At 72.0% G+C, this 16,390-nt stretch carries 15 protein-coding genes; 12 read left to right on the top strand and 3 right to left on the bottom strand.

Features of this window, described 5'->3' with window-relative positions; all coding sequences use genetic code 11:
- Window positions 1-4 precede the first annotated feature (4 nt).
- The 12 genes from ACFY8O_RS00250 to ACFY8O_RS00195 all read left to right on the top strand — a co-directional run bounded on the left by ACFY8O_RS00250 (window position 5) and on the right by ACFY8O_RS00195 (window position 14,304).
- On the top strand, window positions 5-691 hold the full coding sequence (locus ACFY8O_RS00250; RefSeq protein WP_387897373.1) for an HNH endonuclease: 687 nt from the start codon (window positions 5-7) through the stop codon (window positions 689-691).
- 200 nt (window positions 692-891) lie between these two features.
- Window positions 892-1,116 carry a hypothetical protein gene (locus tag ACFY8O_RS00245; protein ID WP_145810733.1) on the top strand — a complete coding sequence of 75 codons (225 nt, stop codon included), beginning with the start codon at window positions 892-894 and terminating at the stop codon, window positions 1,114-1,116.
- 330 nt (window positions 1,117-1,446) lie between these two features.
- On the top strand, window positions 1,447-3,393 hold the full coding sequence (locus tag ACFY8O_RS00240; RefSeq protein ID WP_145810731.1) for an acyl-CoA dehydrogenase family protein: 1,947 nt from the start codon (window positions 1,447-1,449) through the stop codon (window positions 3,391-3,393).
- Window positions 3,394-3,471: 78 nt separating this feature from the next.
- Window positions 3,472-4,716, top strand: coding sequence for a 3-phosphoshikimate 1-carboxyvinyltransferase (gene aroA / locus ACFY8O_RS00235; RefSeq protein WP_387897371.1), 1,245 nt, complete (start codon window positions 3,472-3,474; stop codon window positions 4,714-4,716).
- A gap of 175 nt (window positions 4,717-4,891) precedes the next feature.
- Window positions 4,892-5,668 carry a hypothetical protein gene (locus ACFY8O_RS00230; RefSeq protein WP_387897368.1) on the top strand — a complete coding sequence of 259 codons (777 nt, stop codon included), beginning with the start codon at window positions 4,892-4,894 and terminating at the stop codon, window positions 5,666-5,668.
- Between the two features lie 61 nt (window positions 5,669-5,729).
- Window positions 5,730-6,983: a 1-deoxy-D-xylulose-5-phosphate reductoisomerase gene (dxr, locus tag ACFY8O_RS00225; RefSeq protein ID WP_387897367.1), complete on the top strand. Its 1,254-nt coding sequence runs from the start codon at window positions 5,730-5,732 to the stop codon at window positions 6,981-6,983.
- Window positions 6,980-8,290 (top strand): M50 family metallopeptidase, encoded by a 1,311-nt coding sequence (locus tag ACFY8O_RS00220; RefSeq protein WP_387897365.1) that lies wholly within the window; start codon window positions 6,980-6,982, stop codon window positions 8,288-8,290. The genes dxr and ACFY8O_RS00220 overlap by 4 nt, the downstream gene beginning before the upstream one ends.
- Window positions 8,291-8,440: 150 nt before the next feature.
- The gene (ispG, locus tag ACFY8O_RS00215) at window positions 8,441-9,598 is read left to right on the top strand and encodes a flavodoxin-dependent (E)-4-hydroxy-3-methylbut-2-enyl-diphosphate synthase (protein WP_145810721.1); all 1,158 of its coding nucleotides are present in this window, start codon (window positions 8,441-8,443) and stop codon (window positions 9,596-9,598) included.
- 142 nt (window positions 9,599-9,740) lie between these two features.
- Window positions 9,741-10,586: a GNAT family N-acetyltransferase gene (locus ACFY8O_RS00210; RefSeq protein ID WP_145810719.1), complete on the top strand. Its 846-nt coding sequence runs from the start codon at window positions 9,741-9,743 to the stop codon at window positions 10,584-10,586.
- Between the two features lie 29 nt (window positions 10,587-10,615).
- Complete coding sequence (locus tag ACFY8O_RS00205; RefSeq protein WP_145810717.1) at window positions 10,616-11,191, top strand: GNAT family N-acetyltransferase; 576 nt, start codon at window positions 10,616-10,618, stop codon at window positions 11,189-11,191.
- 107 nt (window positions 11,192-11,298) lie between these two features.
- On the top strand, window positions 11,299-13,002 hold the full coding sequence (locus tag ACFY8O_RS00200) for a proline--tRNA ligase (RefSeq protein ID WP_387897360.1): 1,704 nt from the start codon (window positions 11,299-11,301) through the stop codon (window positions 13,000-13,002).
- An 81-nt stretch (window positions 13,003-13,083) separates the two neighbouring features.
- On the top strand, window positions 13,084-14,304 hold the full coding sequence (locus ACFY8O_RS00195) for an IS30 family transposase (RefSeq protein ID WP_387897358.1): 1,221 nt from the start codon (window positions 13,084-13,086) through the stop codon (window positions 14,302-14,304).
- Between the two features lie 74 nt (window positions 14,305-14,378).
- Here the strand turns inward: ACFY8O_RS00195 and ACFY8O_RS00190 are convergent, their stop codons facing one another.
- From ACFY8O_RS00190 to ACFY8O_RS00180, 3 genes are read right to left on the bottom strand one after another with little or no spacing between them, the layout of a single operon-like run.
- Window positions 14,379-15,299: an aminoglycoside phosphotransferase family protein gene (locus ACFY8O_RS00190; RefSeq protein ID WP_387897355.1), complete on the bottom strand. Its 921-nt coding sequence runs from the start codon at window positions 15,297-15,299 to the stop codon at window positions 14,379-14,381.
- Window positions 15,300-15,327: 28 nt separating this feature from the next.
- Window positions 15,328-15,831 carry a ferritin-like domain-containing protein gene (locus ACFY8O_RS00185; RefSeq protein WP_387897352.1) on the bottom strand — a complete coding sequence of 168 codons (504 nt, stop codon included), beginning with the start codon at window positions 15,829-15,831 and terminating at the stop codon, window positions 15,328-15,330.
- Window positions 15,828-16,355, bottom strand: coding sequence for a hypothetical protein (locus ACFY8O_RS00180; RefSeq protein WP_387897350.1), 528 nt, complete (start codon window positions 16,353-16,355; stop codon window positions 15,828-15,830). The genes ACFY8O_RS00185 and ACFY8O_RS00180 overlap by 4 nt, the downstream gene beginning before the upstream one ends.
- Window positions 16,356-16,390: the final 35 nt, after the last annotated feature.

Genomic DNA, 16,390 nt, shown 5'->3' with positions numbered 1-16,390 from the left:
CAGGATGATCAAGAACCTTCCGCGCGGCTGCGCCCTCGCCCTCGCCCTGGCCCCGCTCGTCGCAGGCACCCCGGCGCAGGCCGCCCCCGCCCCGCAGGGGCCGCGGCCCGCCGTCGTGACCACACTCGCCGACGCCGTAGGCCTGGTGAAGGTCGTCGACGAGAACCGCACCGGCTACACGCCGTCCGCCTTCGAGCACTGGACGTCGGGCGAGCTACCCGGCGACGGCTGCGACACCCGGAACGAGGTGCTGCTCGCCGAGGCGGCCGAAGCCCCCGCCGTGGGGGCCGGATGCACGCTGACCGGCGGCACGTGGGTCTCGTACTACGACGGCCAGAAGGTGACCGGCCCCGCCGCCGTGGACGTGACCCACACGGTGCCCCTCGCGGAGTCCTGGGGCTCCGGCGCGTCCACGTGGACCGCCGCCCGCCGTGCGGCGTACGCGAACGACCAGGGGGCCGCCGCGTCGCTGACGGCGGTGACGGCTCGCACGATCCGGCAGAGGGCGGACCAGGGCCCGGCGGACTGGCTCCCGCCGGCGCCGGAGGCCCACTGCCGGTATGTCGCCGAGTGGGTGGCGACGAAACTCCGCTGGCAGCTCACCGCCGACGACACGGCGATGGAGGCCTTGAAGGTGTTCGCCGAGGGCCCCTGCGAGGACACCGTCGTCCAGTACACCGCGGCTCTGTGACCTGCCGCCCCGGCACCGCCCCGTACGCGGAAGCGGCGAGGACCCGCGGCGTGCGCGCCCGCCCGCGCCGGACAGGGGGCTGGCACGCGAGCGCGGTGTTCCTGCCCCCGACGGATGATCTTGCGTGACCTGGGGCCCGTTCCGCTGTTGAGGCGAACAGCGGGTGGACACATCCGATGAGAAGAAGACGAGGTCACAGCGTGAAGTCATACCGGACGCCGTCACTGCTCCGAGGCTCCGCCGCGTGCGGTACCGCCCTGATGGCCCTCGGGCTGTCCGCCGGGGCGGCCCACGCCGACGAGACGCACACCCATTCGCACAACGCGCCCCGTGTGGGTCTCATCCAGACCGGGCAGATCGACGACCCCCTGGAGGACGTGCTGGAACACGCGGCGGTGCTCGGCACCACCTACGTCTTCGACTGAGGGCGCTTCCGGGCAGGTGCCCACGCCCCCGGTGCGGCCGACCGCCGCACCGGGGGCCGCCGGCGGGCATGCGGGGGAGGGCGCCCGGCCCACCGCGGGCACCCGCCGGGCACCCGTCCCGAGGTCGCCCGACCGGCGCAGCGGTTCCCGCCGCCCCCCGGGGGATCGGCGGGGCCACGGCCCGGGGCTCCAGGCCGCCTCCCCGCACCGCCCCGGGCCCGTCGCAGAGGTGGTGGGGGTTGCGCAGATCGGGTAGATACGGACGAGAGGTACCGATCGGCACGCGTACAGCCCCACCAACATCCCGACTCGCGGCGAGGTGAGCTCCTCATGTCCGCCCCATCCGACATTCCCCAGGCCCCCAAAGTCACCGAGCGCGAAGCGCGGCAGGTGGCCGAGGCCGCCCGTGAACAGGACTGGCGCAAGCCGAGCTTCGCCAAGGAACTCTTCCTCGGCCGCTTCCGGCTGGACCTGATCCATCCCCATCCCCAGCCGGCCCCCGACGACGTGCGGCGCGGTGAGGCCTTCCTCGCCCGGCTGCGCCAGTTCTGCGAGACCGAGGTCGACGGCGCCCTCATCGAGCGCGAGGCCAGGATTCCCGACGAGGTCGTCAACGGCCTCAAGGAGCTCGGCGCCCTCGGCATGAAGATCGAGACCAAGTACGGCGGCCTGGGGCTGACCCAGGTGTACTACAACAAGGCGCTGGCGCTGGCCGGTTCGGCGAGCCCCTCGATCGGCGCGCTGCTCTCCGCCCACCAGTCCATCGGCGTACCGCAGCCGCTGAAGATGTTCGGCACGCAGGAGCAGAAGGACGCCTTCCTTCCGCGCCTGGCGCGCACGGACATCTCGGCCTTCCTCCTCACCGAACCGGACGTCGGCTCCGACCCGGCCAGGCTCGCGACGGCGGCCGTGCCCGACGGCGACGACTACGTCCTGGACGGTGTGAAGCTCTGGACGACCAACGGTGTCGTCGCGGACCTCCTCGTCGTGATGGCGCGGGTCCCCGAGTCCGACGGCCACAAGGGCGGTATCACCGCCTTCGTCGTCGAGGCGGACTCCCCGGGCATCACCGTGGAGCACCGCAACGCCTTCATGGGCCTGCGCGGCATCGAGAACGGCGTGACCCGCTTCCACCAGGTGCGCGTCCCGGCGGCCAACCGGATCGGCCCCGAGGGCGCCGGCCTCAAGATCGCCCTCACCACGCTCAACACCGGGCGGCTCTCGCTGCCCGCCATGTGCGTCGGCGTGGGCAAGTGGTCGCTGAAGATCGCCCGCGAATGGTCGGCGGTCCGCGAGCAGTGGGGCAGGGCGGTCGCCCGGCACGAGGCGGTCGGCGCGAAGATCTCCTTCATCGCCGCGACGACCTTCGCGCTCGAAGCGGTCGTGGACCTCTCCTCGCAGATGGCCGACGAGAGCCGCAACGACATCCGCATCGAGGCCGCCCTCGCCAAGCTGTACGGCTCCGAGATGGGCTGGCTGATCTCCGACGAACTGGTCCAGATCCGGGGCGGGCGCGGCTTCGAGACGGCCGCCTCGCTCGCCGCCCGCGGCGAACGCGCCGTGCCGGCCGAGCAGATGCTCCGCGACATGCGGATCAACCGGATCTTCGAGGGCTCCACGGAGATCATGCACCTGCTGATCGCCCGCGAGGCCGTCGACGCCCACCTCAAGGTCGCCGGCGACATCATCGACCCCGACAAGCCGCTCTCCGACAAGGCGAAGGCGGGCGCCAACGCGGCCGGCTTCTACGCCCGCTGGCTCCCCAAGCTGGTCAGCGGACCGGGCCAGCTGCCCCACTCCTACGCCGAGTTCCGTGTTCCGGGGCACCCCGACCTCTCTGCCCACCTGCGGTACGTCGAGCGCTCGGCCCGCAAGCTGGCCCGCTCCACCTTCTACGCGATGTCCCGCTGGCAGGGCCGCATGGAGACCAAGCAGGGCTTCCTCGGCCGGATCGTCGACATCGGCGCCGAACTCTTCGCGATGAGCGCCGCCTGCGTACGGGCCGAGCACCTGCGGGTCGACGGGGACCACGGCCGCGAGGCGTACCAGCTCGCCGACGTGTTCTGCCGGCAGTCCCGGATCCGGGTCGAGGAGCTCTTCGGCCGGCTCTGGTCCAACACCGACGAGATCGACAAGCGCGTCGTGACCGGTGTCCTGGCCGGCACCTACACCTGGCTGGAGGAGGGCGTCATCGACCCCAGCGGCGACGGCCCCTGGATCGCCGACGCCACCCCCGGCCCGGCCACCGGGGAGAACGTGCATCGCCCCGTCCGCTGAAGCCGGCACCCCGCGGGACGCGTCCACTGCCTGGACGCGTCCCGCGGGCATGCCGGGCGCAGGGCAAAATGGACGCCCGTGACCGTCACCCATGTCCCCGGCTCGAAGTCCGTCACCGCCCGCGCCCTGTTCCTGGCCGCGGCGGCGAACGGCACCACCACCCTCCTGCGGCCCCTGCACTCGGACGACACCGAGGGGTTCACCGAGGGCCTGACCCGCCTCGGGTACGGGGTGCGGCGCGAGCCGGACCGCTGGCACATCGACGGGCGCCCCTCGGGCCCCGCCGTCCCGGACGCCGAGGTCCACTGCCGTGACGGCGCCACCACCGCGCGCTTCCTGCCGACGCTCGCCGCCGCCGCGGCCACCGGCACCTACCGCTTCGACGCCTCCGCGCAGATGCGCCGCCGCCCGCTCGCCCCGCTCACCGAGGCACTCCGCACCCTCGGCGTCGACCTGCGCCACGAGGGGGCCGAGGGCCACCACCCCCTCACCATCGAGGCGTCGGGCGTCAAGGGCGGCGAACTGACCCTCGACGCGGGGGAGTCGTCCCAGTACCTCACCGCCCTGCTGATGCTCGGCCCGCTCACCGCCGAGGGTCTCCGGATCGAGGTGACGGAGCTCGTCTCGGCGCCGTACATCGAGATCACCCTCGCGATGATGCGCAGCTTCGGCGTCGACGTCGTCCGGGCGGGGAACACCTTCACGGTGCCGCCCGGCGGGTACCGCGCCACCACGTACGCCGTCGAGCCCGACGCGTCCACCGCGAGCTACTTCTTCGCCGCGGCGGCGCTCACCGGCCGTGAGGTCACCGTCCCCGGCCTCGGCACCGGCGCCCTCCAGGGCGACCTGCGCTTCACCGACGTGCTGCGCCGGATGGGCGCGGACGTGCGCATGACCGCGGACTCCACGACCGTGGGCGCCGGCGGCCCGCTCTCCGGGCTGACGGTCAACATGCGGGACATCTCCGACACGATGCCCACCCTCGCCGCCATCGCGCCGTACGCCACCTCGCCCGTGCGCATCGAGGACGTCGCCAACACCCGGGTGAAGGAGTGCGACCGGCTGGAGGCCTGCGCGCAGAACCTCCGCGCCATGGGGATCACCGTGCACACCGGACCCGACTGGATCGAGATCCACCCCGGCACCCCGCGTCCCACTGAGATCGCCACCCACGGCGACCACCGCATCGTGATGTCGTTCGCGGTCGCCGGACTGCTCGCACCCGGCATGAGCTACGACGACCCGGGCTGCGTGCGCAAGACGTTCCCCCGGTTCCACGAGGAGTTCGCGGAGTTCGTGGCGAGGAGCGCCGGAGCGCAGTAGGCCGCGGGCAGGCCCTGCCGGAGCGGAAACGGCTCCCGCGGCCGGGCCGTGTCCCGCACATCGTGCCCGGCGGCTCGCAGCCCTGGTCGTCTTCCTGATCCCGGATGCCGCACAATCGAGCCTCGGCCGCGCGCGGGACACGGGCCCGGCGGGTCAACGGGAGACAGGGGCAGGGATGTTCGGGGTGCACGGGGCGGGCAGTCGGCGAGGCCGCGCGGCGGCGGGGTGCGTGGCGCTGGCCCTCGCGGTCCTCACCGGATGCGGTGGCGGGTCGGGCGGGGAACGGGCCGACGGCGGCGGCAAGCCGGGGAGGAGCGCCGCCTCGCGTCCGGCCGCCACGCCGGCCCCGGCCGGCGGGCTCACCGAGGCGCAGCTCAGCGCGGTCGCCTTCGCCGACGGGGAGCGCGTCGGCGAGTTCACCGCCTCCGACTACACCCTGGACGGACCGCTCGGCGACGCCTACACCGCCACCCCGGCCGTCTGCCAGCCGCTCGTCAGCCTCGCCGGTGACGTCAGCGGTCACGAGCCCACCGCCCAGGTGCAGCGCAAGGTCGACAAGCCCGAGGAGATGCTCGGGGTCACCGTCGACGTGACCCTGCGCTCGTACGGCGACGACGAGGCGGCGCAGGTCATGAAGTCGCTCGGCGCGGCGGGCCGGGAGTGCGCCGGAGGGCTGACCGAGGAGCGGGCGATCGCGCGCGCCACGTACGAGAAGGTCGAACCCGCCACCCTGCCCGCCTTCGCCCGCGAGGCCGACGAGGCGCAGGCCTACCGCTTCACCGTCCTCGACGTGAAGGGGAAGCTGAAGCTCTACGAGTACCTCACCGTCGTACGGTCCGGCTCGACCACCCTCGCCTTCCGGGGCGAGATCCTCGGCACCACTGACATCGGCGGGATCCCGGAGGCCGTCACGGCCGCCCAGTGGAAGAAATTCCGTGCCGGGCAGGCCTGAGGCACGCGCCGACCGGGGCGCACTGTCGGCGCACACAGCGGATGCGGCAACAATGGGGGCCATGAGCGACAGCCCCGCACCCCTCGCCGATCCGCACCTTGTCTTCGACGCGGCGGACGGCCGCCGGGATCTGGTGATCCTCGGCTCCACCGGCTCCATCGGAACCCAGGCCATCGACCTGGTCCTGCGCAACCCCGGCCGCTTCCGGGTCACGGCCCTCTCCGCCGCCGGGGGCAGGGTCGGGCTCCTCGCCCAGCAGGCGCGGCAGCTGCGGGTGCGTACGGTCGCGGTCGCCGACGCCGGCAAGGCCCCCGCGCTGCGCGAGGCGCTCGGGGAGGCCTACGGGGCGGGCGAGACCCTCCCGGAGATCCTGGCCGGGCCCGACGCGGCCACGGAGCTCGCCGCGAGCGACTGCCACACCGTGCTCAACGGGATCACCGGGTCGATCGGCCTCGCGCCCACGCTCGCCGCGCTCAAGGCGGGCCGTACCCTCGCGCTGGCCAACAAGGAGTCGCTGATCGTCGGCGGACCGCTGGTGAAGGAGCTCGCCGCTCCCGGCCAGATCATCCCGGTCGACTCCGAGCACGCCGCGCTCTTCCAGGCGCTGGCCGCCGGGAAGCGCGCCGACGTCCGCAAGCTCGTCGTGACCGCGTCCGGCGGGCCGTTCCGGGGAAGGACGCGGAGCGAGCTGGCCGGCGTCACGCGTGAACAGGCCCTCGCGCACCCGACCTGGGCCATGGGTCCCGTCATCACGGTCAACTCCGCGACCCTGGTCAACAAGGGCCTGGAGGTCATCGAGGCGCACCTCCTGTACGACATCCCGTTCGACCGGATCGAGGTCGTGGTCCACCCCCAGTCGTACGTTCACTCGATGGTGGAGTTCACCGACGGCTCGACCCTCGCCCAGGCCACTCCGCCGGACATGCGGGGCCCCATCGCCATCGGTCTCGGCTGGCCCGAGCGCGTCCCGGACGCCGCGCCCGCCTTCGACTGGACGAAGGCCTCCAGCTGGGAGTTCTTCCCGCTCGACACCGAGGCCTTCCCCTCCGTCGGGCTCGCCCGGCACGTGGGCACCCTGGGCGGCACGGCCCCCGCCGTGTTCAACGCCGCCAACGAGGAGTGCGTCGACGCCTTCCTGGCGGGACGCCTGCCGTTCAACGGAATCATGGATACGGTCACAGCGGTGGTGGCCGAACACGGCACCCCCGCCACGGGAACTTCACTGACGGTCGCGGACGTCCTCGAAGCGGAGACCTGGGCGCGGTCCAGGGCCCGGGAGCTCTCGGCGGAAGCGACAGCGGAGGCGCACGTATGAGTACGACGACGATCCTGATGACGATCCTGGGGATCGCCATCTTCGCCGTGGGTCTGCTGTTCTCGATCGCGTGGCACGAACTGGGCCACCTGTCGACGGCCAAGCTGTTCGGCATCCGGGTGCCGCAGTACATGGTCGGCTTCGGCCCGACGATCTGGTCGCGCAGGAAGGGGGACACCGAGTACGGCATCAAGGCCATCCCCGCGGGCGGCTACATCCGCATGATCGGGATGTTCCCCCCGGGCCCCGACGGCCGGCTCGAGGCGCGCTCCACCTCGCCCTGGCGCGGCATGATCGAGGACGCCAGGTCGGCCGCCTTCGAGGAGCTCCAGCCGGGCGACGAGACACGCCTCTTCTACACGCGCAAGCCCTGGAAGCGCGTGATCGTGATGTTCGCCGGGCCGTTCATGAACCTCGTCCTCGCCGTCGCGATCTTCATGGGCGTGGCGATGTCGTTCGGCTTCCAGACGCAGACCACCGAGGTCGCGGGCGTCCAGCAGTGCGTCATCGCGCAGAGCGAGAACCGCGACACCTGCAAGGCCTCCGACCCGGTCTCCCCCGCGAAGGCGGCGGGGCTGGAGGAGGGCGACACGATCGTCGCCTTCAACGGCCGGAAGATCGACGACTGGGCCACGCTCTCCGAGAAGATCCGCGAGACCATCGGCCCCGCCACCATCACCGTGCAGCGTGACGGCCAGGAACAGACCCTGAACGCCGTGCTGAAGAAGAACGCCGTCGCCAAGAAGGACGCGGACGGCGAGATCATCCCCGACCAGTACGTCAGCGCCGGCTACCTCGGCTTCGCGGCGAAGACGGAGATCCTTCCGCTCTCCTTCGGCGAGTCGGTCGCCCGCATGGGCGACATGATCGAGAACGGCGTGGACTCGATCATCGCCCTGCCGTCCAAGATCCCCGACCTGTGGGACGCGGCGTTCGGCGACGGCGAGCGTGCCGACGACTCACCGGTCGGTGTGGTCGGCGCGGCACGGATCGGCGGCGAGGTGATGAACCTCGACGTCCCGGCGCAGAACCAGATCGCGATGATGCTGTTCCTGCTGGCCGGATTCAACCTCTCGCTGTTCCTCTTCAACATGCTCCCGCTGCTCCCGCTGGACGGCGGGCACATCGCCGGAGCGCTGTGGGAATCCCTGCGCCGCAACGTGGCCCGGGTCTTCAGGCGCCCCGACCCGGGACCGTTCGACGTGGCGAAGCTCATGCCCGTCGCCTACGTGGTGGCAGGAATCTTCATCTGCTTCACGCTGCTGGTGCTCGTCGCCGATATCGTGAACCCCGTCAAGATCACCTGACACCGGACGGGCCCCGGCGGGCCCTCCCGCGGCACGGGCTCGCCGACGGGATGCTTCCCGTCCTCCCGCGGTGCCGTAACCTCGAAGTCCGGAGCCCGCCGTCTCGGGACCTCGATCACCACTGATCCACACCTTGGGGATGCTCAGCGCATGACTGCGATTTCTCTCGGAATGCCGGACGTTCCGACCAAGCTCGCCGACCGACGGGTCAGCCGTCAGATCCAGGTCGGGTCGGTGGCGGTCGGTGGGGACGCACCGGTGTCGGTGCAGTCGATGACGACGACGCGTACGTCGGACGTCGGTGCGACGTTGCAGCAGATCGCGGAGCTGACGGCGTCGGGTTGCCAGATCGTGCGGGTGGCGTGCCCGACGCAGGACGACGCGGACGCGCTGGCGACGATCGCGAGGAAGTCGCAGATCCCGGTGATCGCGGACATCCACTTCCAGCCGAAGTACGTCTTCGCGGCGATCGACGCGGGGTGTGCGGCGGTCCGGGTGAATCCGGGCAACATCAAGCAGTTCGACGACAAGGTCAAGGAGATCGCGAAGGCGGCGGGTGACGCGGGTACGCCGATCCGGATCGGTGTGAACGCGGGGTCGCTGGACGCGCGGTTGCTGAGGAAGTACGGGAAGGCGACGCCGGAGGCTCTGGTGGAGTCGGCGCTGTGGGAGGCGTCGCTGTTCGAGGAGCACGGTTTCCGGGACATCAAGATCTCGGTGAAGCACAACGATCCGGTCGTGATGGTGAACGCCTATCGTCTGCTGGCGGCGCGCAGTGACTATCCGCTGCATCTGGGTGTGACGGAGGCGGGTCCGGCGTTCCAGGGGACGATCAAGTCGGCGGTGGCGTTCGGTGCGCTGCTGTCGGAGGGGATCGGGGACACGATCCGGGTGTCGCTGTCGGCTCCTCCGGCGGAGGAGGTCAAGGTCGGGCTGCAGATCCTGGAGGCGCTGAATCTGAAGCAGCGGCGTCTGGAGATCGTGTCGTGTCCGTCGTGCGGGCGTGCGCAGGTGGATGTGTACAAGCTCGCGGACCAGGTGAGTGCGGGTCTGGACGGGCTCGAGGTCCCGCTGCGGGTCGCGGTGATGGGTTGTGTGGTGAACGGTCCGGGTGAGGCGCGTGAGGCGGACCTGGGTGTGGCGTCGGGCAACGGCAAGGGCCAGATCTTCGTGAAGGGCGAGGTCATCAAGACCGTCCCGGAATCGAAGATCGTGGAGACCCTCATCGAGGAAGCCATGAAGATCGCGGAACAGATGGAGAAGGACGGCATCCCCTCGGGCGAGCCCAAGATCTCCATCGCCGGCTAGCACTCCGGCTCCCGTGCCCCGCAGGCCCCGTCCTGCGGGGTGCGGCCGTGTCCGCCCGCATACGCCGTCCCCTCCGCGGGGGGCACCTCACAGCCTTCTCGGTTACAGTGCGGAAACCAGTAGACCGTTCGGTGAGGCCCCAGTGTTGACGCAGACCACTACCCGGGTCCTCGACCCCGGCGAGCTCCCCGCCGCGCTCGCCATCCTCGAGAGCGAACCCGTGGACAACGCGTTCGTGACCTCCCGCGTGCAGGTCGCCGGACTCGATCCCTGGCGTCTCGGCGGCGAGATGTGGGGATGGTACGCCGACGGCAGGCTGCGTTCGCTCTGCTACTCCGGCGCCAACCTGGTGCCCATCTGCGCCACCCCCGAGGCCGTCAGGGCCTTTGCCGACCGCGCCCGGCGGGCCGGCCGGCGCTGCTCCTCGATCGTCGGGCCGGTGGGCCCCACATCCCAGCTGTGGCGTCTGCTCGAACCCAGCTGGGGTCCCGCCCGCGAGGTCAGGCCCAACCAGCCGCTCATGGTCACCGACGCCCCCTCCGCCGACGTGGCGCCCGACCCGCTCGTGCGCAGGGTCCGCAAGGACGAGATGGACGTCCTCATGCCCGCCTGCGTGTCGATGTTCACCGAGGAGGTCGGCGTCTCCCCGCTGGCCGGTGACGGCGGGCTGCTCTACCAGGCGCGGGTCGCCGAACTCATCAGCACCGGCCGCTCCTTCGCCCGCATCGAGAACGGCAAGGTCCTCTTCAAGGCAGAGATCGGCGCGGCCACCCCCCGTGCCTGCCAGATCCAGGGCGTCTGGGTCGCCCCCGAGGCCCGGGGCCGCGGACTCTCCAAGGCGGGCATGGCGGCCGTCCTGCGCTACGCGCTCCACGACGTGGCACCCGTCGTCAGCCTCTACGTCAACGACTACAACACCCCCGCGCGCAGGGCCTACAGCAGCGTCGGCTTCCGTGAGACGGGCGCGTTCATGAGCGTGCTGTTCTGACCCGGCGGCGCGGCCAGTAGGGTTCCCGCATGGCAGCCGCAACGCCCGCGTCCCCCCAGGGCTCCGGGGCCCCCGACATCGTGGTCGGACCGCTCGACCTCGCCGCCCGCGTCGACGAGGCACTCGCCGTGCAGGCACGTGCCTTCGGCCTGAGCCAGGACGAGATCGACGTACGCCGCCACATCGTCCTGCGCCACCTCGACCATCCGCAGGCCCGCGCCCTCGGAGCCACCACGGCCGACGGGCGGCTCGTCGGATTCGTCTACGGGCTGCCGAACAGCCGCACGCACTGGTGGTCCACCGTCGTCGAGCCCTATCTGCGCGCCACCGGGTCCGACGACTGGCTCGACGACTCGTTCGTCATCACCGAGCTCCACGTCCACCCGGAGTTCCAGCAGCGCGGCATCGGCCGCAGCCTCATCACCACCATCACGGACGCCGTCGGCCAGCCGCGCTCCATCCTCTCCGCGATCGACACCGAGAGCCCCGCCCGGGGTCTCTACCGCGCCCTCGGCTACCGCGACCTGGCCCGCCAGGTGCTGTTCCCCAGTGCTCCCAGGCCGTACGCGGTCATGGGCGCGCCTCTCCCGCTGCGCCGCGGCTGAGAGCGCCCGGACCCCCTGCGCGCCGGCCGGTCCTGGCAATCGATTTCCGCCCGCGCGGGCCCCCCGGCTAACCTCGGGCTCACCACCCTTGCGAGCAGGAGTTCATCATGGCCCAGGTCCAGCGCATGTCCCGATTGATGATCAAGACACTGCGCGACGACCCGGCGGACGCCGAGACGCTCAACCACAAGCTCCTCGTCCGCGCCGGATACGTACGCCGCACCGCGGCCGGCATCTGGTCCTGGCTGCCGCTCGGCAAGAAGGTCCTGGAGAACATCACCCGCGTCGTCCGCGAGGAGATGGACGCCATCGGCGGCCAGGAGGTCCTGCTCCCCGCGCTGCTGCCCAAGGAGGCGTACGAGGCGAGCGGCCGGTACGACGAGTACGGCGACCTGCTGTTCCGGCTCAAGGACCGCAAGGGCGGCGACTACCTCCTGGGCCCGACCCACGAGGAGATCTTCACCCAGGTCGTCAAGGACATGTGCTCGTCCTACAAGGACCTGCCCGTGATCCTCTACCAGATCCAGACCAAGTACCGCGACGAGGCCCGCCCCCGCGCCGGTGTGCTGCGCGGCCGCGAGTTCCAGATGAAGGACTCGTACTCCTTCGACACCACCGACGAGGGCCTGGCCGAGGCCTACCAGCTGCACCGTGCCGCGTACATCCGGATCTTCGAGCGCCTCGGCCTCGACCACCGCATCGTCTCCGCCGTCTCCGGTGCCATGGGCGGCTCCGCCTCCGAGGAGTTCCTCGCGCCCGCGCCCGCCGGCGAGGACACCTTCGTCGACTGCCCGAACTGCGACTACGCCGCGAACACCGAGGCCGTCACCTTCACCGTCACGGCCGTGGCCGACGCCTCGGCGACCGGCCCCGTCGAGGAGCTGGACACCCCCGACACCCCCACCATCGAGTCCCTCGCCGCCCACCTCGGCGTCCCGGCCTCCGCCACCCTGAAGAACCTCCTGGTCAAGGTCGACGGCGAGATCGTGGCGGTCGGCGTGCCCGGCGACCGTGAGGTCGACCTCGGCAAGCTCGGGGAGCACCTCGCCCCGGCGGTCGTCGAACTCGTCACCGCGGAGGACTTCGTGGGCCGCCCCGACCTCGTACGCGGCTACGTCGGCCCGCAGGGCCTGGAGAAGGTCCGCTACATCGCCGACCCCCGCGTCGCCGCCGGCACCTCCTGGATCACGGGTGCCAACAAGGAGGGCAAGCACGCGAAGAACGTCGTCGTGGGCCGCGACTTCGAGGTCGACGAGCACCTCGACGTCGTCGTCGTCGAGGCGGGCGACCCCTGCCCCAAGTGCGGCACCGGCCTCCAGGTGGACCGCGCCATCGAGATCGGCCACATCTTCCAGCTCGGCCGCAAGTACGCCGACATCTTCTCCCTGGACGTCCTCGGTCAGCAGGGCAAGCCCGTCCGCGTCACGATGGGGTCGTACGGCATCGGCGTCTCCCGCGCGGTGGCCGCCCTCGCCGAGCAGACCGCCGACGACAAGGGCCTGTGCTGGCCCCGCGAGATCGCCCCGGCCGATGTGCACGTCGTCGCGGCGGGCAAGGCGCTCCAGACCGAACTGGCCCTCGACGTCTCCGAGAAGCTCGGTGCGGCGGGCCTGCGCGTCCTGGTCGACGACCGCGCGGGCGTCTCGCCCGGCGTGAAGTTCACCGACTCCGAGCTCATCGGCGTCCCGAAGATCCTCGTCGCGGGCCGCCGCTCGGCCGAGGGCGTCCTGGAGCTCAAGGACCGCCGTACGGGCGAGCGCGAGGAGCTCACCGTCGACGAGGCGATCGCCCGCCTGACCGACCAGGGCTGACCCGGCCGGTACGCACGCAGAGGGCCCCCGCGCACCCTTGGGTTCCAGTGGTCGTCGCAACACCCCAGCTGAAGGGGTGCGATGGACTTCGAGATCCGGAAGGACCGGAAGCCGCAGGGACGGAAGAAACTGACCCGTGAGCGGGCGGCATACTTCCAGCTCATGCAGCAGGGCTACAGCAGCAAGGAAGCCTGCCGGATCGTCGGTATCGACGTACGGACCGGCAAGAAATGGCGCAACGGCCGCCACGCTTACAAAGGCCGCGAGAAGGCGGCGCCTCCGATCTACCAGGAGGCGCCGCCTTCGTCGGGCCCGTCCCGCTACCTGGGCGAGGCTGACCGCATCCACATCGCCGACCGGCTACGGGAGAAGGCCGGCGTCCGCGCTATCGCCGCGGAGCTGGGCCGCAGTCCCTCCACCATCAGCCGCGAGATCCGCCGCAACCGGCACCCGGTCAGCGGCCAGTACCGGCCCCACGCCGCCCAGGCCCGCGCCGATGCCCGCCGACCCCGCCCCAAGCCGGGGAAGATCGGCCACAGCCCCGCGCTGAGGGACTTCATCCAGCGTCACCTGGACCTACGGTGGAGCCCCGAGCAGATCTGCCAGGCTCTGCGGTCCCAGTTTCCCGACCGGCCGGAGATGCCCGTGGCCCACGAGACGATCTACCAGGCCCTCTACGTCCAGGGCCGGGGCGAGTTGCGCCGTGAGCTTGCCAAGGCCCTACGCACCGGCCGCACGCGCCGCAAGCCTCACCGCCAGACTGCCTGCCGTCAGCCGCGGTTCGCCACCCCGATGGTGATGATCAGCGAGCGTCCGGCAGAGGCCGAAGACCGGGCCCTGCCCGGCCACTGGGAGGGCGACCTGATCATCGGCAAGGACGGCAACTCCGCCATCGGCACCCTCGTCGAGCGCGCCACCCGCTACGTGATGCTGGTGCACCTGCCCGAAGGCCGCACTGCCGAACACGTCCGCGACGCTCTGGTCGAAACCGTCCAGACGCTCCCCTCCCACCTGATGCGGTCCCTGACCTGGGACCAAGGCTCCGAAATGGCCGCCCACGGCTCCTTCACCCTCACCACCGACGTCCCCGTCTACTTCTGCGACCCGGCCAGCCCCTGGCAGCGCGGCTCGAACGAGAACACCAACGGCCTGCTTCGGCAGTACTTCCCCAAGGGCACCGACCTGTCCGCCCACGGCTGTGCGCACCTGACCGCTGTCGCCGCCGAGCTCAACGGCCGCCCACGCAAAACGCTCGGCTGGGAAACCCCAGCCGAGCGACTGCATAAACTGCTCGCGGCCTGATCAACACGACCACGTGTTGCGACGACTCCTAGAAACCGCCACCGCGCGGGGGCCCTCTGCGTGTGCCGTGGTGGCTACAGCCAGCCCGCGAACTCCAGGGACAGTTCGCCGTCCTGCCTGCGCCCCACCGTCAGCGCGCGCGTGCCGGACTCGACGGCCCGGAACAGCGTCCAGCCGCGCAGCCGCGCCTGGTCCACCTCCAGCGATTCGGCGAGCTTCTTGATCCGGCGGCGGGCCGTCGCGGCCCCGCCGGGTGACGCGATCAGGTCCTCGACCCGGTCACGCACCAGCCGCGCCAGGTCGTAGGCGCGCTCGCCGGTCAGCGGCTCCGGACCGACCGTCAGCCACGGGGCGCGCTCGCCCGACAGGACCTTGCTCTGGCGGAAGTTGCCGTGCAGCAGGAAGAGTTCGGGCACATCGGCGACCAGTTCCTCCCGGGCGGCGAGAGCCGCCGAGACGAGCGGCGCGAGCGCGGGGTCCCGTACGGCGGCGGCCCTCATCGGCTCCACCTGCCGGCCGGTGCGCTCCTGGACGGTCTCGAAGGCGTGCCCGGGCGGGGGCTCGACCCACAGCCGCCGCACCGTGCCCGCCGCCTCCAGGAGGGCCTTCGCCTCCGGGAGCGAGCGCAGCGACACCTCGTGGTGCAGCCGCTCCAGGAGCAGCGCGTCAGCCGGAACCCGCGCGTCCGGCGTGGCCAGGAGCTCGACCGCGCCCCAGCCCTTCCAGTGCGCCAGGGCCGCCCGCTCCAGCTCGGGCGCGGAGCCCGGGGCGGCGATCTTCAGCACCGCGGGGGTGCCGTCCGCGCGGTGCACCAGGAGGACGAGACTGCTCCGGCCACCAGGGGCGACCACCCGGTCGGGCAGGACCTGCTGGCCCGCTGCGGACAGCGCGTCGTCGGTGCGTGCGGGGAGCTGCTCGAGCCATTCGGCGGCGGCCGTCTCCCCGCACGTCTCGCCGAGCGCTCGCACCAGACGCTGCGGCGGTTCGAAACCCATACGTGCCTTGTTCCCTTTCACAGCTTCCTCAGTGCGTGACACCCGTGGCGCCGGCCTCCGCCGTGTTGTCCGGTGGGGCGGCCTTCTCGGCGAGCCCAGGAAAGGCTACGCCGGTGCCACGCCAGCGGGCCGCCCGCACCGCGGCCTCCCGCAGCGCGACCGCCGCATCCTGCCGCAACGGCCCCCAGGAGGCCCGTACGAGGTCCGAGTACACTCCCGCGACCCGGTCCTCCAGCACGGCGGCGAGCCGCAGGGCGGTCGCCGGGTCCCGCACGGCGAAGGGCAGAGCGTACGCGGCGCGGGCCGCCACCGGCGTCCCGCCCAGGTCGCGCACCGTCCGGGCGAGCGCGTCGCGCCTGGCCCGGTGGGCGTCGCCGGCGGCCGTCGCGTCACGGCGGCGGCCGCCTTCCAGCCGGCCGCCCAGCGTGCCGTACCCGTACACCGCGGCGTGCTCGGCGGCGAGCGCCGCCTGCGCGGCCCGGAGCGCCTCCGCGGTGGCGTCGCCGCGGACCGCCCGTGTCCTGCCCGTCATGCCGGAATCTCCTTGGCCAGTTCGGTGAGCAGATACGCGTGGGCCGCACCGGCCGCGGCGACGGAGGCCAGCAGCCTGGCCAGCTCCGGGCCCGCCTCCAGCAGGGCCGCGGCGCGGACGTCGGCCACCCGGCGCTCCTCGGCCGCCAGCTCTTTCAGGGCGGTCCGCGCGTCGGTGGCGGGGGCCGAGGAAGCGGGGGAGGGCGAGCCGGCCGTCCCGGGCCGTCCGCCGAGTGCCGCCATGTGTTCCTGCACGGCGGCCCGCAGCGGCGCGAGCCCGGCCTCCGTCATCGGGTGTGCGGCCACCACCCGGTCGTAGTGCGCGAGGAGCGAGGCGCCGGCGCGGGCCTGCGCCGCCTTCAGCGCCGTGTCCTCCCGGAGCGAGACGGTCCGGGCGCCCGGACCCGTGGCGTCACGCCGTGCGGTCGCCCCTCCGTCGCTCCCGCAGCCCGCGAGCACCGCGCCCAGGCCGAATGCTCCCGTAGCGGTGAGCGCACTCCTGCGCGTCGTCCCCGTGCGGCGCACTTGTCTCCTTCAGCCTGGTTTTTGACAGTTTCTGA

The sequence above is a fragment of the Streptomyces argenteolus genome (assembly GCF_042902585.1).
GTDB classification, from domain to species: domain Bacteria; phylum Actinomycetota; class Actinomycetes; order Streptomycetales; family Streptomycetaceae; genus Streptomyces; species Streptomyces argenteolus.
The sequence above is the reverse complement of the archived record's forward strand: the minus strand, read 5'-3'. Positions and strand labels throughout refer to the sequence as shown.